Origin of the sequence: Streptomyces sp. NPDC052036 (assembly GCF_040680495.1) — a bacterium.
Taxonomy (GTDB): Bacteria; Actinomycetota; Actinomycetes; order Streptomycetales; family Streptomycetaceae; genus Streptomyces.
The window spans coordinates 46,857-68,731 of the sequence record NZ_JBFAWW010000042.1; the positions used below are offsets into that span (position 1 = coordinate 46,857).

At 68.3% G+C, this 21,875-nt stretch carries 16 protein-coding genes and 6 pseudogenes; 14 read left to right on the top strand and 8 right to left on the bottom strand.

Annotated features, from left to right (window positions below; translation table 11 throughout):
* Positions 1–167 precede the first annotated feature (167 nt).
* Entirely contained in the window at positions 168–2,390 is a 2,223-nt protein-coding gene (locus tag AB0L95_RS35645; protein ID WP_365169351.1) for a TIGR03767 family metallophosphoesterase, read from the top strand.
* 214 nt (positions 2,391–2,604) lie between these two features.
* On the opposite strand, the gene AB0L95_RS35650 is transcribed toward AB0L95_RS35645, so the two are convergent.
* Both AB0L95_RS35650 and AB0L95_RS35655 read right to left on the bottom strand, forming a co-directional pair.
* Positions 2,605–4,566: a hypothetical protein gene (locus AB0L95_RS35650; protein ID WP_365169354.1), complete on the bottom strand. Its 1,962-nt coding sequence runs from the start codon at positions 4,564–4,566 to the stop codon at positions 2,605–2,607.
* Between the two features lie 213 nt (positions 4,567–4,779).
* Positions 4,780–4,890 (bottom strand): annotated as a pseudogene (locus AB0L95_RS35655) (EamA family transporter); the annotation flags it as partial.
* Between the two features lie 50 nt (positions 4,891–4,940).
* Between AB0L95_RS35655 and AB0L95_RS35660 the strand changes: the two are divergent.
* A pseudogene (locus tag AB0L95_RS35660) lies at positions 4,941–5,859 on the top strand (LysR family transcriptional regulator).
* Positions 5,860–5,959: 100 nt separating this feature from the next.
* Here the strand turns inward: AB0L95_RS35660 and AB0L95_RS35665 are convergent.
* Entirely contained in the window at positions 5,960–7,936 is a 1,977-nt protein-coding gene (locus tag AB0L95_RS35665; RefSeq protein ID WP_365169357.1) for a hypothetical protein, read from the bottom strand.
* 383 nt (positions 7,937–8,319) lie between these two features.
* Here AB0L95_RS35665 and AB0L95_RS35670 point away from each other — a divergent pair, with 383 nt between their 5' ends.
* Together AB0L95_RS35670 and AB0L95_RS35675 are read left to right on the top strand one after the other, a co-directional pair.
* On the top strand, positions 8,320–8,526 hold the full coding sequence (locus AB0L95_RS35670; RefSeq protein ID WP_365169360.1) for a hypothetical protein: 207 nt from the start codon (positions 8,320–8,322) through the stop codon (positions 8,524–8,526).
* Entirely contained in the window at positions 8,523–9,050 is a 528-nt protein-coding gene (locus AB0L95_RS35675; RefSeq protein WP_365169363.1) for a hypothetical protein, read from the top strand. The genes AB0L95_RS35670 and AB0L95_RS35675 overlap by 4 nt, the downstream gene beginning before the upstream one ends.
* Before the next feature lie 282 nt (positions 9,051–9,332).
* Here AB0L95_RS35675 and AB0L95_RS35680 read toward each other — a convergent pair whose 3' ends face one another.
* The 3 genes from AB0L95_RS35680 to AB0L95_RS35690 all read right to left on the bottom strand — a co-directional run bounded on the left by AB0L95_RS35680 (position 9,333) and on the right by AB0L95_RS35690 (position 12,220).
* Entirely contained in the window at positions 9,333–10,418 is a 1,086-nt protein-coding gene (locus AB0L95_RS35680; protein ID WP_365169366.1) for a DUF2332 domain-containing protein, read from the bottom strand.
* 17 nt (positions 10,419–10,435) lie between these two features.
* Positions 10,436–11,659 (bottom strand): PrpF domain-containing protein, encoded by a 1,224-nt coding sequence (locus tag AB0L95_RS35685; RefSeq protein ID WP_365169369.1) that lies wholly within the window; start codon positions 11,657–11,659, stop codon positions 10,436–10,438.
* 192 nt (positions 11,660–11,851) lie between these two features.
* Positions 11,852–12,220 carry a transposase gene (locus AB0L95_RS35690; RefSeq protein WP_365169372.1) on the bottom strand — a complete coding sequence of 123 codons (369 nt, stop codon included), beginning with the start codon at positions 12,218–12,220 and terminating at the stop codon, positions 11,852–11,854.
* A 347-nt stretch (positions 12,221–12,567) separates the two neighbouring features.
* On the opposite strand from AB0L95_RS35690, the gene AB0L95_RS35695 reads away from it, so the two are divergent.
* From AB0L95_RS35695 to AB0L95_RS35705, 3 genes are all read left to right on the top strand, one after another.
* Entirely contained in the window at positions 12,568–12,762 is a 195-nt protein-coding gene (locus AB0L95_RS35695) for a hypothetical protein (RefSeq protein ID WP_365169375.1), read from the top strand.
* A 651-nt stretch (positions 12,763–13,413) separates the two neighbouring features.
* Positions 13,414–13,662: a hypothetical protein gene (locus AB0L95_RS35700; protein ID WP_365169378.1), complete on the top strand. Its 249-nt coding sequence runs from the start codon at positions 13,414–13,416 to the stop codon at positions 13,660–13,662.
* A gap of 288 nt (positions 13,663–13,950) precedes the next feature.
* Positions 13,951–15,444 (top strand): DUF4246 domain-containing protein, encoded by a 1,494-nt coding sequence (locus tag AB0L95_RS35705; RefSeq protein WP_365169381.1) that lies wholly within the window; start codon positions 13,951–13,953, stop codon positions 15,442–15,444.
* Between the two features lie 599 nt (positions 15,445–16,043).
* On the opposite strand, the pseudogene AB0L95_RS35710 reads toward AB0L95_RS35705, so the two are convergent.
* Positions 16,044–16,367: pseudogene (locus AB0L95_RS35710) on the bottom strand (helicase associated domain-containing protein); the annotation flags it as partial.
* Between the two features lie 204 nt (positions 16,368–16,571).
* Between AB0L95_RS35710 and AB0L95_RS35715 the strand changes: the two are divergent.
* From AB0L95_RS35715 to AB0L95_RS35745, 7 genes and pseudogenes are all read left to right on the top strand, one after another.
* Positions 16,572–17,009, top strand: coding sequence for a transposase (locus tag AB0L95_RS35715; RefSeq protein WP_365169397.1), 438 nt, complete (start codon positions 16,572–16,574; stop codon positions 17,007–17,009).
* A gap of 226 nt (positions 17,010–17,235) precedes the next feature.
* A complete protein-coding gene (ribA, locus tag AB0L95_RS35720) occupies positions 17,236–17,874 on the top strand; it encodes a GTP cyclohydrolase II (RefSeq protein ID WP_365169384.1) in 639 nt (212 codons plus the stop codon).
* Positions 17,875–17,886: 12 nt separating this feature from the next.
* The gene (locus AB0L95_RS35725) at positions 17,887–18,930 is read left to right on the top strand and encodes a questin oxidase family protein (RefSeq protein ID WP_365169387.1); all 1,044 of its coding nucleotides are present in this window, start codon (positions 17,887–17,889) and stop codon (positions 18,928–18,930) included.
* Positions 18,931–18,936: 6 nt separating this feature from the next.
* Positions 18,937–20,172, top strand: a complete 1,236-nt coding sequence (locus tag AB0L95_RS35730) for an amidohydrolase (protein WP_365169390.1) — start codon at positions 18,937–18,939, stop codon at positions 20,170–20,172.
* Positions 20,169–20,378, top strand: a pseudogene (locus tag AB0L95_RS35735) (dihydrofolate reductase family protein); the annotation flags it as partial. The gene AB0L95_RS35730 and the pseudogene AB0L95_RS35735, both read left to right, overlap by 4 nt.
* 220 nt (positions 20,379–20,598) lie before the next feature.
* Positions 20,599–21,066, top strand: coding sequence for a dCMP deaminase (locus AB0L95_RS35740; protein WP_365169392.1), 468 nt, complete (start codon positions 20,599–20,601; stop codon positions 21,064–21,066).
* 9 nt (positions 21,067–21,075) lie between these two features.
* Positions 21,076–21,501 (top strand): annotated as a pseudogene (locus tag AB0L95_RS35745) (transposase); the annotation flags it as partial.
* 68 nt (positions 21,502–21,569) lie between these two features.
* Here AB0L95_RS35745 and AB0L95_RS35750 read toward each other — a convergent pair.
* Positions 21,570–21,875 (bottom strand): annotated as a pseudogene (locus AB0L95_RS35750) (IS630 family transposase); the annotation flags it as partial.

The following is a 21,875-nucleotide window of genomic DNA, read 5'->3' on the forward strand; positions in this document are numbered from 1 at the left end:
AGGTCCGGCAACACCTGGCCCGTCCCGCTCCTCCACCTGCGCGGGGTCCCGCCTCCCCGCAACCTCCCGTCACGGGCCCCCTCGGGACTCCACCGCAGTCAACGGGGTGCGGGACGGGCGAACGACGGCTTCGCAGCATGTCACGCCCCCACACCGAAGGAATCGACATGGCAATCTCCCGACGCAGGATCCTGACCGCTGCCGGAGTGGCTCTGGTGGCCGCGGCCATCGACGCCGGCGGTCTGCGCGCCGTCGCCAGTGCCGCATCGCCGCCTCTCGGCACTGGTGCCGCATTCGGGCTCACCACCCTTGACCAGACCCTGCAGGTCGGTCCCGACCTGGGCTTGGGATACCACGGCGTGGTCGCCGGGCCCGGCGAACCGCACATCATCCGCAACGACTTCACCCTCGCCACCTCGCCGCAGGTCACCCGGTCGCTGAGCGCCTTCGCCCAGATGTCCGACCTACACATCGTCGACGACCAGTCGCCGCTGCGGGTCGAGTGCCTGGACCGGCTCGCGGACTACGGACCTCCGCACTACAACTCGTACCCGACCGAATCGGCGTACCGCGCGCACGAATTCCTTTCGACACAGACGACCGACGCGATGTGCCGAGCCGTCCGGCAGGTCCTCCGCAGCCCGCGGACGAGCACACCGCTGGCCTTCACCGTCGTCACGGGCGACGCGGTCGACAACTGCCAGTACAACGAGTCGCGTTGGTACATCGACCTGCTCGACGGCAACACGGTGCGCCCGGACTCCGGTGACCTCACCAAGGACGAGAGCGTGGCCAGCGGCCAGTTCGGGACGGAGACCCACTACTGGCATCCGGAAGCACGGCAGACTCCGCCCGACAACAACGCCCAGCACGGCTTTCCCGTCGTGAGCGGCCTGCTGAATGCCGCCCGCAGATCGTTCACGGCGAGCGGGCTGGGCATGCCCTGGTACGCCGCCTACGGCAACCATGACGCGCTCGTCCAGGGCAACGTCCCGATCGACATTCTCCCCTTCGACCCGCTCAAGAGCATCGCCACCGGCTCCACCAAACTGACGGAGATCGAGGGCGTCCCGGACGTCTTCGACGACACCGCGACGTACTATCTGGATCTGCTGGAGGACGTACTGACGGGCGAGTTCACCCTCCAGACCGCCCATGTGACGGCAGACCCGTCCAGGCGGCTGCTCGCGCGGAGCGATTTCATCGCGGAGCACTTCAACACCACCGGTGTCCCGCGCGGTCACGGCTTCACCTCCGGCAGTGACAAGGGCTACTACGCGATTCCCTCGGGGACCGGCGACGTGTTCCAGTTCCTTGTGCTGGACACGACCAACACCAGCGGCGGTGCCGACGGCGCCATCGACACGGACCAGTGGAACTGGTTGAACGCCCAGCTCAGGGCCAACAGCTCACGCTACGAACTCGACGACTCCGACGGCACTAAGGCCAGGACGGTCGTCACCCAGCCCGGCGTGACCGATAAACTCATCGTCATCTGCTGCCATCACACGCTCGACTCCATGGACAACACGGACAGCGGGTCCCCGTACGGCGGCACGGAACTCCGCGACCTGCTGCTGCGCTTCCCGAATGTGATCCTCATGGTCGACGGCCACACCCACACCAACAACATCTCGGCCCACAAGTCTTCCTGGCCGTCCGTCATCGGCAACGGCTTCTGGGAGGTGAACACGGCGTCGCACATCGACTGGCCCATCCAGAGCCGGATCTTCGAGATCGCCGAAGGCGGCGGCATCCTGTCGATCTTCACGACCATGGTCGACTCCGACGCACCGCTGTCGTGCAACGGGGACACCAGCACCCCCGCCGCGCTGGCCTCGCTGGGCCGCGAGCTGGCGGCCAACGACCTCCAGGCGGTGGCGGCCGGCATCGGCAAGCGCCGTGGAACGGCCGACGCCCGCAACACACAGCTGCTCCTGCCCACTCCCTTCTCCCTGCCCGCCGGCCGCGGTACGCCGCTTCCGAGCGCCGGCTGGCCGGTGGTTCAGCAGGGGGCGAGCGGTGAGCGGGTCAGGACCGCGCAGTACCTGCTCAACACCAGGGGAGCCGCGCTGAGCGTGGACGGCGCCTTCGGCCCGTCCACCGGCAGCGCGGTGCGGTCCTTCCAGTCCAGCCGCGGTCTGCCCGCCGACGGGATCGTCGGACCCGCGACCTGGCGGGCCCTCGCCGTTGCCGTGCAGCAGGGCAGCAGCGGGCCCGCGGTGACGGCGTTGCAGCGCCAGCTCAACGCTCACGGAGCCGCGCTGAGCATGGACGGCGCCTTCGGCCCGTCCACCGGCGGCGCGGTGCAGTCCTTTCAGTCCGCCCACAGCCTGCCGGCGGACGGGGCCGTCGCGTCCACGACCTGGCAGACGCTGATCGCGCTGTGACGCGGACCGCCCACGGGACTGCCGGGCGGCCGACGCCGATCCGCTGGTGCCGCGGCGTGCGAACGCGGTACTGGGCGGGCGGTTGACCGGGAACGGTGCGCCACCGCCGGCGGGCCCAACGGGTTCTTCACCCGGGACAGGGCCGGCCGGCGGCCCGCACCACGGGACCCGAGCAGGCCCGTTACCGTGCGTACGGGAAAGTCCCTGTCGTACGTCACGTGGGCCAGTAGGAGCACCGTAGTCCGGTGTGCACGGTGTGGCGCAGGTGTTCGCCGATCAACGGGTCGGCATCCGTGATCCGTTGCAGCGCACGGCGGATCGCCTTGCCCACGGCGATCCGCGCTCGTTCGTCGCCCTCGGCGAAGCGGCGGAGGCGCCCACCCAGTCCCGCGGCACCGGCCAGCTGGGTCACCAGCCAGTCGTGTTCGCGGCGGGAGCCGGCAGCGTCCTCGTGTTCGTCCCGCGACTCCAGGTCGGCTATCTCGGAACGCAGCCCTGTCAGGCGGCGCCGGTACTCATCTACCGCTACCCGGTCCAGCGTCGGCTGCTCCGACAGGGCACTTCTCCCGACGGCACCGTCGAGCGCGGTCAGCCCCGCCACCAGGTCGACGGCCCGGATCTCCTGACGCGGGTTGGCGATGAGCACCGCGAGATGGAACATCCCGATGCTGTGCTCGACGAGCATGCTCCGCCGGCCCAGACCGATCCGCCACTTCCGGCCCCGGCGGGCACATGTCGCCTCCGCCTCCGGCGGCTCTTCCTCCGGATCGCCGGGCCGCCCGGCGTCCTGAAGTGCCGCGGCCTCCTCCGTGGCGGCGGCCAGCTCGCGCCGGCCGGCGGCGGCATCGTCCGGCCGGCCCCGGCGGGCGAGGGCCTGCGCGAGCATCTGCCGGGAGGCCATGACCGCGGGCCAGTGCGCCAGCGCGAGGTTGTGCTGCACCGCCGCGTGGAAGTGCTCCACGGCCCTGTCCAGATCTCCCGTGGTCAACGACGCGACCCCGAGAGCGTGCTGCACCGAGCCGAAACAGGCGACGGCGAGGCTGCCCATCATCGGCAGGTGGCCGAACGGGCTCAGCACGTCGTACGCCCGTGCCGACGTCTCGACGTCGTCGAGCAGGTATGCGGCCTGCACGATGCCGTTCATCGTCACCAGCCAGCTGCTCGAACGCGGCAGGTCGGCAAGGTCGCGGCCGCACAGCATGGCCAGCGCGCCGACCGCTTTGCGCCGGTCCCCGGCCACCGCCGCGGCCACCGCGAGTGCAGCCAGACCATGGTTGTCCACCGGGCTGAGCTTGGGGGAATGCACCAGATCCCCGAGCAGTGGCAGCAGTTCTGCGACGCGCCCCTGGTACCACCGGATCGTGAGCAGTTGCCCTTCCAGCCAGACCGTGGCGTCGACGTCACCGGCGGCCGCCCCGCGCTCGGCACAGGCACGTGCCAGCGTCTCGGCCTGGTCGAGGCGGCCCGCCCGGATGGCGAGCATCACCTCGATCGCACTCACCACGAAGCCGACCGTGAGGTGATCCCGCTCGACCAGCAGGTCCCGCAGCTCGGCCAGGCGGCGCTCGGCATGCGGATCGCCGTCGAGGAACAGGTCGACCGTCTGCCAGAGGAGGCCCATCAACAGGTCGCTGTGCCGTGCGGTGCGGAAGCTCTCCGCGACGAGATCGACCGACAGTTTTCGGCGTAAGGCGCCGTGGTCCGGGCCGAGCACGCAGTGGTGGGCGAGGCTGAGGGCCTCCGCCCGCGCCACCGGGTCGGCTGTCAGCCTGACCTCGTCGAGCAGGGCGAGTATCGAGGCGTGCTCACCGGCCCGGTAGTCGGTCTCGCTGGCAAGCCTGACTCGCAGCCGCAGAGCGAGCGGGGAGTTCGGTGCGAGGAGCGACAACGCGTGACGCAGCCGCGACCGCAGTAGTGCGGAACCCGCGACAGTGCGGTGTTCGTGGACCCAGAGACCGCCGAAGCCGAGCGCCGCGACGGCCATCGCCCGTGCGTCACCCGTCGACTCGGCGATCCGGTAGGCCGCGTCGAACCGCCGCCGACCGGTCTGCAGGTCACCCTCGACAACGAGCGCCCGGGTGGCTGCCGCGAGCAGCGTCTCCGGGTCGCTCGCCGGCTCGGCGCCGAATCCCGTCGGGCCTGGATCGTCCTTGGCCGGTGCGTCCATCCCCGTCATGGCTCCACTTCGCTCCCCGACCGGCCGCCTTCTCAGCCGGCCCTCTCCGCTGACTTCCGGCATCGACCAATACCACGACGCAGCCGTAGCCGGGACTTCGCCTCCCGCGCGGCGAGGGCCCGGCTCAGGGCCTCAGCACGAAAGAATGGCTGATCAGGCGGCAGATGCCTGGCCGCGCCAGATTCTGCCTCATCAGCCACCGCACCCTCTTGCCACCACCACGACCGGGAGGGCGGAGTCCGCCGTCTTCGCGACGAGGAAACTGGAACCCCACACGACGGCTACCAGGAGAAGCACTGCGTCAGTGCGGCGGACTTGGATCACGCTCCCATGCTGCACCATCGCAACCTTGAAGGCGAGAGCGGCTCTCTTCACTGCGGGAGGTCGGTGAGCTGGGAAGCGTCACCGCCGCGGCCGACGCGCTGTTGATGCCCCCTCGGCGATCTCACAGCAGCTGGGACTGCTGCAACGTTCGATCCCCGTCCCGCTCACCGAACGTGACGGACGCCGACTGGTGCTGACCGACGCGGGTCAGGCCCTGGCCGGAGTGGCGATCGAGATGGAAACCGTGCTGGCCAAGGCCCGGCACGGCATCGACGATTTCGTCGACCGGCCGGACGTCGAGGTGTCACTGGCGGCGTTCCACAGCGCGGCCTCGGCCTTCTTCCCGCTTCTTCTGCGTCGGGCCGCCGCCGGGCACCCTCGGCTCTCGCCCGCTGACGAGGACGTGGCGCGGCACCTGTTTCCCCGGCTGACCCGGGACTACGACCTCGTGCTCGCCCATCACCTCGACCACGAGCCCCCGTGGCCGGCCACGATCACCGCCGTCACCCTGCTGCGCGAACCGCTCGACATTGCCATGCCGGCCGATCACCCGCTGGCCGCCAAGCAGCACGTCACTCCTCGTGATGTCGCGGACCAGCCCTGGATCACCGTGCACGACGGCTTCCCGCTCATGTCCACCGTCGACGCCATCGCGGCCGCCGCGAACCGACGGCTCGACATCGTGCATCGCATCAACGAATTCGCGGTCGTCGCCGAAACCGTGGCGGCCGGGGGCGGCCTGGCTCTGATACCGCGCTGGACGACCCGTCCGCATCCCGCCCCGGTCCTCGGACCGCTCAGCGGCGTACCTGCCCGCCGCCCATCGACGTGCTGCATCGCCCCGAACGCGTGGCACGAGGAGCGGTACGGACCGTACTCACCGAACGGCACCGTGCGGCCGTGACGATCCAGAGCCGGGACACCGGCACGGATACCGCCGCAGCACACGACCCGGCCGCGGGCAGCTGAAGCGCCCGGTTCGGCGTCTCAGGCCCTGCCGGTGCCCGGCGGGGTGCCGAGCGAGGCGGCGAGCCCTTCGATCCAGCCGGGACCGCGGGCCGGGCACACGTCATGCGGGCCAGTACGAGCACCGCACCCCGGTGTGCACCGTGTGCCACAGGTGTTCACCGATCACCGGATCCGCTGCCGCGATCCGGTCCAGCGCCCGGCGGATGGCCTTGCTCACCGCGACCCGGGAACGTTCCTCGCCCTCGGGGAAGCGGCGGACGCGTCCGCCCAGGCCCGTGGCACCCGCCAGCTGGCTGATCAGCCAGTCATGTTCGACCTGCGCCACGGCGGCGCGCTCATGGTTGTCGGCCGCCTTGAACTCGTCCAGTTCGGTGCGCAGCCGGGCAAGACGGTTGCGGTACTCCTGCGTCGCCACCCGGTCCAGTACCGGCTGCCCGGACAGGGCCGTGTGCTCGGCGGCCCCGTCAAGCGCGGTCAGCCCCGCCACGAGGTCGACGGCCCGGATCTCCTGGCGCGGGTTGGCGATCAGCACCACCAGGTGGAGCATCCCCACGCTGTGCTCCACCAGGACGCTGCGCCTGCCGAAGTCGATCCGCCATTTGCGGCCCAGCCGGGTACAGAACGCCGCGGGCTGCCCCTGCCCGTCCTCGCCCTGCGGACCCTCGCCGTCATGCCTGTCGATCTCCGGCGGCGCCGGCGCGGCCTCCTCGGCAGCCACCGCGAACTCCTGGCGGACAGCGTCGGCCTCGGTCTGCCGGCCGGCCCGTACGAGCGTCTCCGCGAGCCGGTCCCGGGAGGCCGTGACCGCGGGCCAGTGCGCGAGGGCGAGATTCTGCCGTACCGCGTCCCGCAGATGGGCCACGGCCCGGTCGATGTCTCCCATGGTCAACGCGGCGACCCCCAGCGCGTGGTGGGCCGAGCCGAAGCAGGCGACGGCGAGACTGCCCACCATCGGCAGGTGACCGTACGGACTCAGCAACTCGTAGACCCGCGCCGCCGTGACGGTGTCGTCGAGGAGATAGGCGGCCTCCGCGACACCGTGCATCGTCACCATCCAACTGCTCGACATCGGCAGGTCGCCGAGGTCGCGGCCGCACAGCGTGGCCAGCGCACTGACCGCCTTTCGCCGGTCCCCGGCCGTCACCGCGGCCACCGCCAGCGCGGCCTGGGCGTGATCGTCCACGGCGCTCAGCGTCGGGGAGTTGACCACTTCGCTGAGCAGCGGCACGAGTTCGACCACCCGGCCCTGGTACCAGCGGATGGTCACCAGCTGGGCGGCCTGCCACACCGTGGCGTTGACGTCACCGGCGGCGACCCCGCGCTCGGTGCACGCCCTGGCCAGGTCCTCGGCCTCGTCGAGGCGGCCCGCGCGGACGGCGAGCATGACCTCCATCGCGCTCACGACGAAGCCCACCGCGAGATGGTCCTGCTCGGCCAGCAGGCCGCGCAGCCCCGCAAGGCAGCGTTCCGCGTGCGGGTCACCGTCCAGGAACATGTCGACCGTCTGCCACAGCAGGCCCATCAGCAGATCGCTGCGGCGGGAGGTGCGGAAGCTCTCCGCGACCAGCTCGGCGGCCAGTTCCCGGCGAAGTGCGCCGTGCTCCGGGCCGATCAGGCAGTGATGGGCCAGGCTCAGAGCCTCCGCACGCGCCATCGGATTCTGCCGCGACCTCGCCTGCTCGAGCAGCGACAGTACCGCCGTGTTGTCGCTGTGACGGTAGTCGCCCTCCCCGGCCAGCCGGATCCGCAGCCGCAGCGCCAGGGAGGACTGCGGGTCCAGCAACTCCAGCGCCCGGCGTATCTGCGATTCCAGGAGTACCGAGCCGGCGACCGTGCGGTGCTCGTGCACCCACAGGCCGCCGAAGCCGAGGGCGGCCACCGCCATCGCCCGTTCATCGCCCATCGACTCGGCGATCCGGTAGGCGCGTTCGAAGCGGTCCCGGCCGGTGCGCAGATCACCGTCGTCGACCACGGCGATGGTGCCCTCGGCGAGCAGGGTCTGAAGTTCACCGGGCCGCGGGACGTCCGGCCCGGCCGGACCGCGCGCGTCCCGCACGGGCGCATCGACATTGTTCACGGCTGTGCTTCTCTCCTGGGTGCACTCGACAACGCCAGGGGGAAGCCGGCCGGACCGCCGTGTCGGTCGTGATCGGTGGCCTTGCCACAGGCAGGGGACGACGGCCAGTGAGCCTAGCGCAGAGGCCGTGGCGGGGGAACAGTCACAAGTTGCACGAGATGTGGACATCGTGTGAGGCCCGGGTGCCGGAACCACGCCGGACGGCCGGGGGAACGCGATGGCACGGGACGGCACGGATTGGAACGCTTACCTGACAGCGACACATCCAAACGACCACTCTTTCGGAGGGGACTCAGTCGTGGGCTTTCTTTTTCGGCCATCGGCGCTCGGCCCTGGGCGGCGCCGTGGCGTTCGCCTTGGGGCTTCTGCTGAGTGGAGGTCCGGTGGCGTCCGCCGCCCCCGCCGCGGCGCCGGCCTTCTTCATCAACTCCAACAGTCAGCAGGACCTGTTCGTGCAGGCGATCGACACGCCGGACGCGGTGGTGCGGATCGCCGGGAACGTGGATCTGGACCTGACCGGACGGGAGTCTCTGCCGGTCGCCGCGGGCGTGCAGATCCTGAGTGACCGGTCGACTACGACTGGGCAATGATCGAGGTCACTGCCGACGACCCTCCTGAGGGACGCGAGGGCGACACGGCGACGTCTGTGCTGCTCATCCGCCGGCACCGTTACACCCGCACCCTGTCCTGCAACCGCGGCTTCGCCCCCGGGCCGGTGACGTTGGCGCGACTGGTGTCACTGGTGTGCCGCAGATGGCGAGTGGAAGACGATGTCCAAGACGCGAAAGGGACCTGTCACCTCGACAAAGGCCAGGTCACCTGCTGGAACTCCTGGCATCGCTGGGGCGTGATCGCCCTGGTCGTCCACGCCCTCCTGGCCGTCACCGCCGCCCTCGAACGCACCGCCCAGACCGGCCGGAACGATCCCGCCGAGGCCGACCTCGTCCCCCTCGGCAGCCACGAACTCCTTCGCCTGTTACGGGCCTTGATCCTTCCGCCACCCCGACGAGATCCCGAACACCTGCTGTGGTGGTCCACCTGGCACCGCCGCCATCAACACCGCGCCCGCCTCTGCCACCGCCGATGGCACACATACGCCGACACCACACCATGAACAGACAACACACCAGCAGCTATCTGCAGCTGCCGTGTCAATAGGCGTCGAACCGCAGACGTTCCCCTCCGTAACGGGCTGGTGGGGAGAGAGCTTCGCCTGCTACTGCTTACCGCTGCTCCGGACGCCGACGGGCGGGGCTCGTTGACCCGGCTTTTCCCGTGAGTGACGCCGGTTCGTCCCGGCCAGCCGACGTGGATCGGGCTCTCGCATGTTTCTGGGGGCATACAACGGCCAGGTTCGACCCTCTGATGGTCGGCGGCCTCGCTCCGCCACCGCATGTCAACGGGGTTGAGGTGCCCCAGCGTCGCGGGCCGGGAGGCCGTGCGAAGGAGCGGTGGCTAGCACGGTCGCCGTGTGGCCGCGCCGCGCGATCAGCTGGTAGCGGGAGTCGTGACCGACTCGGTTCGGCTCGAAGCCAAGGTGGACGAAGGGCGCTTCCGAGGTGCTCTGCCCGGCGAGCCGCAGGAGTTCCCGTTCCACCTGGCCCCACTCGGCGGTCGGCACATACTGCCGCATGATGGAGTGCCAGACGACGGTAACGGTGCCGGGCTTGAGTTGAACGGACGCGAGGAACTCCGCGGCGCCCATTCGGTCGACGCGGGCCGGCACTCGGGCCGCGACCCGCAGAGCGCCGTCAAGGCGCGCGAGGCGGTCGGTCTGGTCGGGCCAGACGTAAGCCCGCAAGGTCAGCGCGCCGTCCGGGGAGAGTGGGTCGATGAGGGACAGGTCGCATCCGCGCCGTTCCGTGACGGTGAGCGCGCGATGTTCAGCGGCGGTCCGCAGCCACCATTCGGGGGCTGCTCCCTCCCACGCGGGGTCCAGGCGCACCGCTGAGTTCGCCGGACCGCAGGTCGTCTCGCCGTGTGCGCTGAGGAAGTCGTCCGCCCGCAGGTTGAGTCCAGCGCTGGCGCCCAGCTCGAAGAGGCGGACGGGCAACGGATGGGCGGCCGTGGCCCACAGCAGCCCGGCAATGAGGAGATTGGCCCTGCCGACTTCGTTGGTCTGCGGCGGTCGGGTCATCCAGCGCCGTATCCACGCCGGATAGGCGGACACCGCCGCCCGGAAGGCTGGCCAACAAGCGTCCGGCTCGGCAGGATCGAAGCTACCCCCCGTGCTGGGGTAGTGGGCGGCCACCGCAGGGGCCCGGCCGGTAAGCGCGAGATAGTGGACGGCGCTGAGTAGCCGGAGGGCGATCGCGTCAAAGGTAGGCCGGGCCGCACGAGCAATGGTGGCCTCGGCGCAAGGTCCGTCCGCGCGGATGTCCTGGGCGATGCGAGGCAGCAGCGCCGCGTAAAGGGGAGAGCCGAAGCGCTCGCATGCGTCGGCCTGGCGCTGCATGGCGGCGGCGATGTTCTCCAGCGACATGGGTTCTTCCGTTCGATTCAGCGCGACGGCGTGGCGGAAACGGCGGTTGCCATCCTGGCGCGCCGCCTGACGGCAGGCTGGCCGGTGGCAGCGTGCCCGGCCAGTGCGGTGGGGCGCGACATCGGCACCCACAAGGTGGCGGATGCGATACGTCGCGCGGCCCGGTGGAGGATGACGCGCCGCACGCGTCCGGATGTTGCCCTCTCGATGTCCACGGTGAGGACCCCGGCGGGTGTGCCCAGCCGCAGATGACCCGGGGCTGACCGGTCGACCAGATGGCGGGCCGGCACGCTGCCCGGCACTCTCGCCGCCACGGCCACCGCCACCGCGGCGGTCAGGCCTATGACCGGATGCGGCGCGTGCATCGACACCATGCGTACCGCCAGATCGTACTCGTCGGCCCGCACGAGCTGACCGCCGGTGGTGCGGTAGGTCCGGGGTCGGCCGACGACGCCGACTTTGGGTATCGAGTGGAGGACCGGGTCCTTGGGTCCGACCAGACCCATTGTGAGTGCCGCCCGGCGACGCAGTTCCGTCAGCCGCGGGACGACGCTCGTGAATTCGGCCAGGGTCTCGCTGCCGCTTAGGCCGAACGCCTCCGCGTCCATCAGCGCGGCCGCAGTTCCAGCGTCCACAAGGGTGGCGGGCACCGGCTCGGTGTCGCGGTCGGCCGGCTGGAGCAGTTCGACCGGACGGCCGGTGGGTAGCAGGTGTCCGGTGCTCGACCCCACCGGGCTCTCGAAGCCGAGGTTCACCGGGACGCCCAGGGCCTCTGTTCCCAGCACGACGACATGACCCTCGTCCGGGGCGATCCCGTACGGGGTGGGGATCACGGCTGTCAGGAGGGCACCGCTGCGAGAGTGCCGCAGGCGCACGGTCGTGTTGCCATGGGCTACCCGGACCAGCCCCGCGTGCACGGCGTACAGGGCCACGGCGGTCGCGCAGTTGCCGCAGTTGCTGTTCCACTCGACCCGCTCGTCCCCGATGCCGACCTGGGCGAATTCGTACTCCACGTCTGCGTCGGATGTCACGGCCCTGTGGACGATCGCCGCCTTCGACGTAGTGGCCGTGGCCCCTCCGACGCCGTCGAGCTGCCGGCGGTCCGCGGAGCCGAAGGCCGTGGTGAGAATGCGGTCCCGGTCGAGGCCGGTGGCGAGGATCGCTTCGTGGAAGTCTTCCGCACTGAAGAGCCAACACTTGCTGGTGCCGCCACGGACCAAGGTTGCGCGCAGTTCGTGCATGGGGTTCCTCCACTACGGGAAGGCGAGGGACCCTTTCCGTTCCGTGTGACCGCCAGGGCCAATGCCAATTGGACGGTCGTGCCAAGCTTGAGGAACTGACGGGTCCCGCGCATGCCATCGAGGTAAGCATGTCGCTGCGTATGCTGCTGGATAGAAGGGGCGCCCGACGGGGCGACTTTGCCTGACGGCAGGTCAGGAGAACTGTCGAAGCGATCTTGAGGAATCCTTCGGGATCGACTTGAATCTATCAGCACACTCGGGAACATGAGGGCCCTCAAAAAGGGGACCTGGCAGGGACATGCCGACCGCGTAGCCGAGCCCGAACTCCCGGAAGTTCTCGCGGAGTTCACGGCTGGAATACACGTCGCCGCCAGCGAACCAGCGGGGCCTGGCCCCCAGGTCGAGCGTGTTCTTGACCATGGCGGCGGTCTGCTCCAGTGTGGTTGCGAACATGATTTCCTCCGGGACGTCGGCCACCTCGCGGCGTTCCTCGTCCGCGACCCAGTCCCGGGACAGATACAGGGCCCGGTCGATCACCACACGCACGGGCTCGGTGACCACTTATTCGACGTTCACGCCGTGGGCTCGGGCGAGTCCGTCGAGGCCGTCGGTCCAGCCTTGGCCGATGGCGTGGAGTTTCCAGACGCGGCGGCTGGTACGCGCTGCTGACCACCCTCCCCCCCAAAGCAGGCCGACGCTGCCGAGGGGCTGCGGCGCCGCAAGGGCCAGCAGGGCACGGTCGAGCGCCGCTACGGCGACTTCAAGGGCCCCCTGGCCGTCACCCCCGTCTTCGTGCAGGACAACAAGACAGTCGCCGCACCGGTGGCGGTGATCTGCCTGGCCCTGCTCGTGTTCTGCCTGATCGAGCGCCAGGTCCGCCGGGCCCTCGGGGGCGACGCAACCTGAAGATGCCCGGGCTGTATCCCGGCACCCAGATGGTCAGCCCCACCGGCCGGATGATCCTCTACAACCTCTCCAGCCTACGACGTCGAGTCGGTCATGCCACCGACCCGCCCACCATCGTCAGCAGCCGCGACGTCCAGCTCCATCTCCTGGACCTCCTCGGCCTGGAACCAACGCACCCCAGCTGGCCGCAGACCTGAACGAGCTACCCGCGAAGAACGGAGCTAGCTCGGCAGCCCCATCGCACGGCGAACCATGGAAGTGTGAGACCTGCTCAGAGAGTGACATGACAGGGGAGTGGCAGCAGAAGTGACTGCGGTAGGGAACGGTGTGCGGCCGGTACTCACCCGGGCCCAACCGGCTCCTCATCGGTGTTGTGGTGACCGGGGCCTTGATCATCGCCGGGATCGGCTTCGCGGGTTCGTACGCGGCCAACACGGCCTCCGGGCTGTCTTGCTGATGCTCGCCAGGACTTCCCGGCACACGCGGCCCCTCTCGCCGAGTACGGGACAGCACGGCCTGCTGTCCTGGTCGCAGGTATCCCAGCCCTTCGGCACCCAACTGACCCGAATCGGCATACGACTGACACGAGCCATCGCCATCCGGTACAGCCGTGCCCGCGCACAGGTTGACGATCTGCTGAACGGCCTTCCGCAGGCGTCGTAGAGCTGACGGGTGCACTCCGGGTGGCCGATTCGATTACCGGCCTCGGCCACCGTGTGTTGATTGCCCCTCAGGATGAGGATGCTGAGGGGTTGGAATGTGTCACTCCGGATAGTGATGGGGTGAGTGGAGTTCGTGGTCGTGGTACCCGGCGGCACCGTGACCATCTCGGACGTTCGTGCTGCTCCATGGCTTGCGGTCCTTGCCGCTTCATCGCCGCCGAGAAGGCCCTCGCCCGCAGGCCGTCGGGCACCGGTCGTCCCGGCCCGGCCAGCGGCATCGACTACCTGGCGACCCTCGACGCCCAGCGCCACCGCCTCCTGCTGCATCGGCCCCGTCTCGCCGACCCCGGCGCCCGCCTGCACACGGCGCCATCCTGGCACCTGGCCAACATCATCACCGGAGGACAGCTCGTCAGCCCGGCCGCCAGCGACTGACCGCCCGCCACGCGGCAGGTCAGCACGTCCGGAAACCCTCCCAAGCACCTTGTGCCGCTGCGCATGCCGAGGCCGCTCGGCACGATGAACATCCCAGTGACAGGGTGAGCAGCAACTCGGCCAATCAGTGGCCGGATTGCCCGCTCGTCATGCTCATTTTGAACGGCAACCCCCATGCTCACCTTGAGCGGCACTCAACAGCATGGAGCGGCTGTGCGGTACGGGGGTGTGTCAGTCCCCTGAAGTAGCCTTCCCGCCACTACGCACCACCTGGAAGGACCTGGAGAGTTGACTGACCTGGCCGCGTTCCCGCTGCCCTTCCCCGCGTCCCACTCGATGTTGATGGCGCCGCCCAGAACCCGCCGGGAACTGGAGATGATCGAGTGCAGCGCCCACATACGGTCGAAGCCGGACTGGTTCACCAAGATGAAGGACTCCGAAATCGTCGCCAGGTGGACGCAGGAAGCGGCCGATCAGGGCATGACCGAGGCGCAGATTCGTTATGTGCTCGCCGAACTCGCGCACTACGCCGAGCTGCGGGACGGGCGTACGGGCATCGAGGTGTCCGCGGTCGACGGCGTGTGGCAGTCGGACGCACTGGTCGACGACGAGCTCAGGTCCCGGCTGCGTGAGGCGGTCCGGATTCTGGAAGAGGTCCCCGAAGCGGAGCAGGACTGGCATCCGGGATCCGACGGCCAGGTACTGGACCTGGTTCACCCCTCGCTGTTCTGCAACGTACGTGAGGTGAGCGGCGGACCCGAGCGGGCATGGAAAAGCCCAGCGAAGAACGACTGGACGAAGTACCAATTCTCGGAGAAGTTCCAGTGGCTGCCCACGGACGTCAAGGTCGGCGACGACGGCGACGTTTCCTTCCTCTCGTACGTCAACAACGTACACCCCGTGGAGCACCGCGAACTTGCCCCCGTACTACCGGACTTGTTCGGCCGCATGCTCCCGCTCCTCGAGAACGTACTCACCGACCTGCGCCACCCGCGGCCCCTGCGGATCGAGGCGGATCCGTACTCCTGGTACGACGACAGCGAGCCGGTCGCCCCCGAAAGCGACGACGCATACGCGTACGCCGCATATCAGGAAGCCATGGACGACTGGTGGGCCAACCGCCGCCCGGTCGTCCCGGACGCCCCGGAGTTCAGGGCTCCCACGGCACCCGACGACACCGCCCGGGTTGACCTGCGCGGTCGGCGTCTCCAGGTCATAGCAAAGCTCGCCACCATTCAACTCACCCCGGACAAGCCGGAGTACGCCGGCGGCTCCTGGCATGTCGAGGGGATGATGAACGAGCGGATCGTCTCGACCGCCATCTACTACTGGGACAGCGAGAACATCACCCAAAGCCGGCTGAGCTTCCGGGCCGCGGTCGACGACCCGGGCTACGAGCAGAACGACGACACCGGCGTGAGTGACGTCTACGGCCTGGACAACGAGGACCCGCTGAACCAGGTCCTTGGTTCGGCATCGACACCGGCGGGCCGCTGCCTGGCGTTCCCGAACATCCTGCAGCACCGCGTCGGCTCGTTCCGCTTCGCCGACCCCACCCGGCCGGGACACCGCAAAATCCTTGCGTTCTTCCTGGTCGACCCGTCGAACCACATCGTCTCGACCTCCGACATACCGCCGCAGCAGCCATGGTCCGACACCTCGACCATGACACTGGAGCAGGCCAAGGGCTACCGCGAACAGCTCATGCATGAACGGAAGTTCTTCGTCGCCGAACACAACGAGCAGCTCTACGAGCGAGAGTTCTCCCTCTGCGAGCACTGAGCCACGCCACACCGTTCACACCGCACGCCTCACTCGGCCTGGAACCGGCGCCGGACATCGTACGTGCGCACCCCCCGAGCGTCGCGCATGGGGGCCGCAGATCCATACGGCCAGCCCCTGCGGCTTCCCCGTGCGAGCTTGATCGCGTTCGGCCCGCTGGCCCCCGTGCCGGCGGGCCGGCGTCTGCCAGTTCTGACCGTGGAGCCGGGAGAGGGCACGAGCACTCGACAGTCGGCGGCTCGACCGCCTCTACTCCACTTCTGCAAGATCCGCTCTGTGGCCACGGGGTGCTCGCTGCTGATGCTCACGCTCTTCAGGATCACCGCATGCCACCGCGAACGCCCTCAGTAGCGCGGACCTGACCGAACGCGTGGACGAGCTCACCCGCGACAGTCAACAACTCCAGGACATGTTTCGGCGGGTCACCGGAGACACCCATGCGCTCCGCAGCCGGGTGACGAGTCCTGAGGCCGACCTGGGCGCAGCACGCTCCTGCCTTCGGCGAATGATCCGAGAAGAGAACAGGAGCCGTTGAACGACCGGTCCCTACCCGCCGCTTCCCCGGCATCCCGCACACCGGCCAACGCTCGGCGTCACACCTACTGCATGCCCAGTTCCCGGAGTGTGTCCAGCTGCTCTTGGGTGAGTTTGTCGCGCCTCGCGCGGGTGTTCGAGGCCCGCGCGCCCAGCTTCACAGCCACGGGCTTCGCCTCGCTGTCGACCGTGATCTCCTCAACGTTGGTGCGCGGTACGGGCCGGTGGGCGCCTTCCCTTTCCACCCATTGCGCGAGGGCGGTAAGGCCGCGCTGGAATGCCTGCCGCCCCTTCGTCGCACGCTTGGCCGCCGGGGCGGGAGAAGGCGTCTCAAGCGGCTTGATGCCCAGCTGGGACAGCCGCTTCTGCTGCTCGGTGGACACCTGCGCCCGACCGTGAAAGTCCCCGGCCGCAGCCGGGGCCGCCTGTCGGTGGCCGGGCTGCTGTGCTACCAGCCCGGCCTGCCCGCCCGCCTGTGCTACCGGCTGTGCCGGCACACCGGCCGCAAGGGCGAGCGCCGCTCACTCGGAGAGAACGACTACATCCGCCTGCTGGACGGCGCCCACCACCTGCTCAAAGCCCCGCTGATCGTGGTGTGGGACCGGCTGAACACCCACGTCTCCAAGGCAATGCAGGGACTCGTGGCCGAGCTTGAGTGGCTGACCGTGGTGCTGCTGCCCGGATACGCACCCGACCTCAATCCGGTCGAGGGCCTGTGGGCACACATCAAACGGAGTCTGGCCAACCTGGCAGCCCGCACCCTCAGCAGCCTCGAGACCCTGCTCCGCAGACGACTCAAGGCACTGCAGTATCGGCAACCGTCCTCGACGGATTCCTCGCAGGCACGGGGCTCGCCCTCGACAGACCGGACAGACCCTAAAACGCCGAGGTCAGTATGCGCCCCAACCGTGCAACCGCCCTGGGGGTCAGGGCCCGCTGGTTCGCCGGCGACGACGTGTATTCCGGCTGTGAACTCCGCAAGAATCTCCGGGAGTTCAGGCTCGGCTACGCGGTCGGCGTGTCCCTGTTAGGTCCCCTTTTTGAGGACCTTCATGTTCCCGAGTGTGCCGGTAGATTCAAGTCGATCCCGAAGGATTCCTCAAGATCGCTTCGGCAGTTCTCCTGACCTGCCGTCAGGCAGAGTCGCCCCGTCGGGTGCCCCTTCTATCCAGCAGCATACGCAGCGACATGCTTACCTCGATAACAACGCCGATCGACCTGTGGGCCCGCAAGGTCCGTCCGTTAAGGAGAGAGACGATGACCGGCACCACCGCAAGCACCCCCGTTGCCTCCGCCACCATCCGTGCCCAGGTACCGATCGGACTCGAGCGGGTGACCGACCCCCGTACCAGCCACGTGCGTGCAACCTTGACGAGCTTCAGCGGCCTCGTTGACGGTCGCGAGCATGTCGCTGTCGCGGTAGAAGCACCCCACGCGGTCCCCCTCGTTCGCATCCACAGCGAGTGTCTGACCGGTGACGTGTTCGGTTCGCGTCGCTGCGACTGTGGCCCTCAGCTCGACGAGGCGATGGACACGATTGCCCGCGACGGCGGTATTATCCTGTACCTGCGCCAGGAAGGCCGCGGCATCGGCCTCTACAACAAGATCGATGCCTATGTCCTTCAGGACACCCAGGTCGACACCTTCTCGGCGAACCAGATGCTCGGCCGCGGTGCGGACGAGCGGGAATACACAGTCGCTGCCCAGATGCTCCTCACCCTCGGGGTACAGCGGATCCGCCTGCTCACGAACAATCCCGAGAAGGTGCGCCAGCTGCGCGAGTATGGCATCGATGTCATTGAGGTCCTGCCGACGCGGTCGCACGTCAACCCCGACAATATGCGGTACCTGCGTGACAAGTCCGCAATGGCCGGTCACACCCTCAACCTCGCCTGAAATACCGCTTAGATGACCTCCGTGAACATATCGGTTCTGGACGAGGGGCTGCACCGCCTTCGGCATACCGGACCCGAGTACACCGGCACGCTGACCAACCACGGCCCCATGGTGATCGAGGCCCTCACGGCGCTGGGCCGGCCTGACGCCGTGCAACCGTGGCTGTCGGGCTACCTTCCGCAACTCGACAGCCAGCCAGCATGCTTCCAGCCCATTGAGCGGGCAACCTGGCGGCGGGCTCTCGGTGACGTTCGTCGAGTCACTGACTGGCAGCTCTTCTTTCGCGCCGAACTCTCCGAAAACAACTGGCTGACTACCGCAACAACATGGTGGTCACGCCTACTGCCTGGTGTGGCCGCCGGCGCGACCCACGGCATCATCCGCACCTCGCACGCCCTACGCTCCATGGCCGAGTTCCCGTCGGACGAGCGTCTTCGCGAACTGGCGGGCGCACTAGCGTATTGGGCGGCGCGATACACCGAGCTTCCTGGCAGCCCGGCTGCCACTGGGTGCCTAAGCCTGCGCCAGGCCGTCTGCCGACTGCCCCTGCATCCGAACGGGGTGCACCCGGGCTTGATCCGTGACCGCCTGGACTCACTCTCCGTAGTCCCGGGATTCCCTGAAGCAGTCAGCGCGCTGCACTCTCCGGCCTCTCCTGACCAAGGCATGACCGAACTCGCCGAGATGTTCGCAGAACTCTTCGTCACCTACGGCCGGCAGTGGCCCACGGCCTTCGTCCATGCGGTCACCGCACCGGTGGCTGCCAGCTCAGTACTCCATCTGCTACCCCCCGAGCTGCAACGCCACACACACGACCACCTCTGGCAGCTCGCCGCGGCCCTCTACACCGCCCACGCCCCCACGACCCCGATCCAGCCCCTCCCTGCAGACAACCCTCCGGTCCCAGCGGACCTAACAGACCAGGCGGTCACGAATGGCGACGAGCACGCCATCAAGCTGACCGAGGCTTGCCTTCGGGTATACGGCAACACCAATAACCCGACATTGCTCCATGCAGCTGCTGCCGGGCTCGCGCTGCTCCCAGAAGAGGAATGAACGAACGTGAGATCGTCCCTGCTGCTCCGGCGAGGCCGCCTCCCAGGGAAGCCAGACTTGTACGATCTGCTTCTCGCAGGTACCCGGATTGTGCAGGTGAGCGTTACCGGTGCCGCGTCAGAGGTCTCCGAACCATACCCTGCTTATCTACAGATCGATCTAGACGGCAGAGTGGTCGTGCCTGGCCTGATCAACGCCCATTGCCACTTGGACAAATCGTTGTGGACAGCTCCTTGGCAGCCGCACACTCCCAGCCGATCGCTTGCTGAGATGATCACGAACGAGCGTCAGCAGCGCGAAGCGATGGGTGTTCCTTCCGCCGACCGAATCGAGGCCCTGCTACGCCGCATGTCCGCCACTGGCACCACCCACGTGCGCACGCACAGCGACGTCGATCCGAGCATCGACGTGCGGGGCGTGACCGCCGTTGCGGAGGCCGCCGCCAGAGTGAGCCACCTGATCGCAGTAGAACAAGTGGCCTTTCCGCAAAGCGGCCTGCTTGCCGAAACACACACCCGGGAACTGATGGCCGAGGCTTTGCGGCTGGGAGCCACGACTGTCGGCGGACTCGACCCGGCGGGACTCGACGATGACCCAGTGAGCCATCTGGACATTGTCTTCGACCTGGCCGAGCGATTCGAGGCTCGCGTAGACATCCACTTGCATGATGACGGTTCACTCGGCTTGTGGCAGTGTCGGTTGATCGCCGACCGCACCGCCGCCCTTGGCATGCACGGCCGAGTCGCCATCAGCCACGCGTTCGCCCTGGGACAAGGCTCGCCTGCCGATCGAGCCCCCATCCTCGAGCTGCTCGCCGAGTCTGGGGTCGCTGTCCATACCTGCGCCAACTTCGACGATCCGGTACCGCTGCTGCCCGAACTCGACGCAGCTGGCGTTACCTGCGCACTCGGCACCGACGGTATCCGTGACCGCTGGAACCCCTACGGCAATGGCGACATGCTGGAACATGCCAAGATCTTCGCGCAGCGCAGCTCTCTACGGACCGACGACCAGATCGCGACATCTCTGCGCACAGCAACCTGGTCGGCCGCTCGTTCACTGAACCTGCCTGACTATGGGTTGGCCCCCGGTAGCGCTGCAGACCTCGTGGTCCTAGACGCGAGTAGCCTGGGCCAGGCGGTCGCCGAGCATCGCCCCCGCTTCCTGGTACTCAAGGACGGTATCCCAGTCGCCGGGTCCGGCGCGCCGTCTGGTACCCAGGCCCAGGACGGTGGCCAATGAACCGTGATCTGGATCAGACTACACAACCCTCTATCCGTCCCCACGTGATCCGCGGCGCAGCGGTCTCCGTGGACGGCTATCTCGGCGACCTGCACCCAGACTGGCTCATGTTTTCCGGCCCCGAAGGTCTTGCACGAGTAGACGGGCTGCGCGCTCGATCGGACGCAATCTTGATCGGCGCCACCACCCTGCTCCGGGACCGTCCCGGCCTGACCGTACGCGATGCTGCCCACCGTCGCCAGCGCCGCGCGGCTGGTAGGCCGGTCCCACCCCCGCAAGGTGGTGCTGACCACCCGAACCGAACGCACCGCGTTTTCTGCACCCCGCGGCGTTCCCCGGTGGACCGCGCCATCGCTTTTGTGCCGTTGACACCGAGTTGCTCGGGGACGTCGTGGTCGCCCGCTACAGATTCGAGGAGATCTCCGCATGACCCCGCGCCCGCCCGAGTTCGACGCCTATTGGCTCGGCCGCGCCGTGGAGCTGGCACACATTTGCCCGCCCTCTCCGACTGCCTTCTCGGTCGGTGCGATCCTGGTCGATCAAGAAGGCCGACAGATCTCCTGCGGCTACAGCCGGGAACTCAGCCCTCTGCACCACGCAGAGGAAGCGGCCTTGGACAAGCTCCCAGTCGACACTGACCTCACCCACGCAACCCTCTACTCCTCGCTGGAGCCGTGTGGCCGCCGTCTGTCCCGACCCTACTGCTGCAGCGAGCTTGTCATCGCGGCTGGCATTCGGCGCGTCATCACAGCCTGGCGAGAACCTGACCTGTTCGTCCCCGAATGCCGAGGATTGCGCACCCTGCACACTGCTGGGGTTACTGTCCACGAGCTACCCGAATTCGCGGCCGCCGCGAAGGCTGCCAACAGCCATTTGTTCGCCCTGGGCGGTTGACAGCGAGCTGCCGAACAACTCGGCCTGCATCACCGGCCGGTCCTGGGCCCGGCGGCCTCGGACTCCACGCTCCGCCGTCTGCTCGCCCTGCTGGACGAGGCGGCGCTGGTCCGGATCGCGAAGGCGAGGCGGCGGGTGCGCCGGCAAGTGTGGTCGCTGCTCACACTGCGGCCAGGCGGATTCCCCTGGCTGACCGTGGCAGGTCGGCGCCTTGCGGGCTGGATCGTGGTCGACATGGACGCCACGATCATCACCGCCGCGTCGAAGAAGGAACAGACCGCGCCGACGTTCAAGGGCACCTTCGGTTTCCACCCGCTGGCGGACTGGTGTGCGGACACCGATGAGTGTCTGGCCATGGAGCTGCGGCCGGGCAACGCTGGGGCGAACACGGTCGAGGATCATCTGCGTGTGCTGAAGGCCGCACTCGCCCAGGTGGCTTTGTCGGCGAGTTACTTCTCACCGATATCCCTGCACGCAGCTAGTGTCTGGTGATCTGGTTTGTGTCAGTTCGAGTTGTTGTTGACGAGTTTCTTCACGGCGGTCTGGACGAGCCGGACCTTGGCGAGGATCTCCCCGGCGGTTGCGGTCCAGGTGAACGGTTTCGCGTTCTCGTTCCAGGAGTTGATGTAGTCGCGGATCTGCTTGACCAGGACGTGGATGCTGGAGAAGGTGCCGCGGCGGATCGACTGTCGGGTGATGATCCCGAACCAGGTCTCGATTTGGTTCAACCAGGAGGAGCCGACGGGGGTGAAGTGGAAGTGGACGTGCGGGTTTTTCGCCAGCCACGCCTTCACGTCCGGGGTGGTGTG

Excerpts from the sequence above, each read along its gene's own strand:
- AB0L95_RS35645 (WP_365169351.1), top strand. The coding sequence starts at position 168 with ATGGCAATCTCCCGACGCAGGATCCTGACCGCTGCCGGAGTGGCTCTG.
- AB0L95_RS35650 (WP_365169354.1), bottom strand. The coding sequence starts at position 4,566 with ATGACGGGGATGGACGCACCGGCCAAGGACGATCCAGGCCCGACGGGA.
- AB0L95_RS35675 (WP_365169363.1), top strand. The coding sequence starts at position 8,523 with ATGATCGAGGTCACTGCCGACGACCCTCCTGAGGGACGCGAGGGCGAC.
- AB0L95_RS35680 (WP_365169366.1), bottom strand. The coding sequence starts at position 10,418 with ATGTCGCTGGAGAACATCGCCGCCGCCATGCAGCGCCAGGCCGACGCA.
- AB0L95_RS35685 (WP_365169369.1), bottom strand. The coding sequence starts at position 11,659 with ATGCACGAACTGCGCGCAACCTTGGTCCGTGGCGGCACCAGCAAGTGT.
- AB0L95_RS35695 (WP_365169375.1), top strand. The coding sequence starts at position 12,568 with ATGCCCGGGCTGTATCCCGGCACCCAGATGGTCAGCCCCACCGGCCGG.
- AB0L95_RS35700 (WP_365169378.1), top strand. The coding sequence starts at position 13,414 with ATGGCTTGCGGTCCTTGCCGCTTCATCGCCGCCGAGAAGGCCCTCGCC.
- ribA (WP_365169384.1), top strand. The coding sequence starts at position 17,236 with ATGACCGGCACCACCGCAAGCACCCCCGTTGCCTCCGCCACCATCCGT.
- AB0L95_RS35725 (WP_365169387.1), top strand. The coding sequence starts at position 17,887 with ATGACCTCCGTGAACATATCGGTTCTGGACGAGGGGCTGCACCGCCTT.
- AB0L95_RS35740 (WP_365169392.1), top strand. The coding sequence starts at position 20,599 with ATGACCCCGCGCCCGCCCGAGTTCGACGCCTATTGGCTCGGCCGCGCC.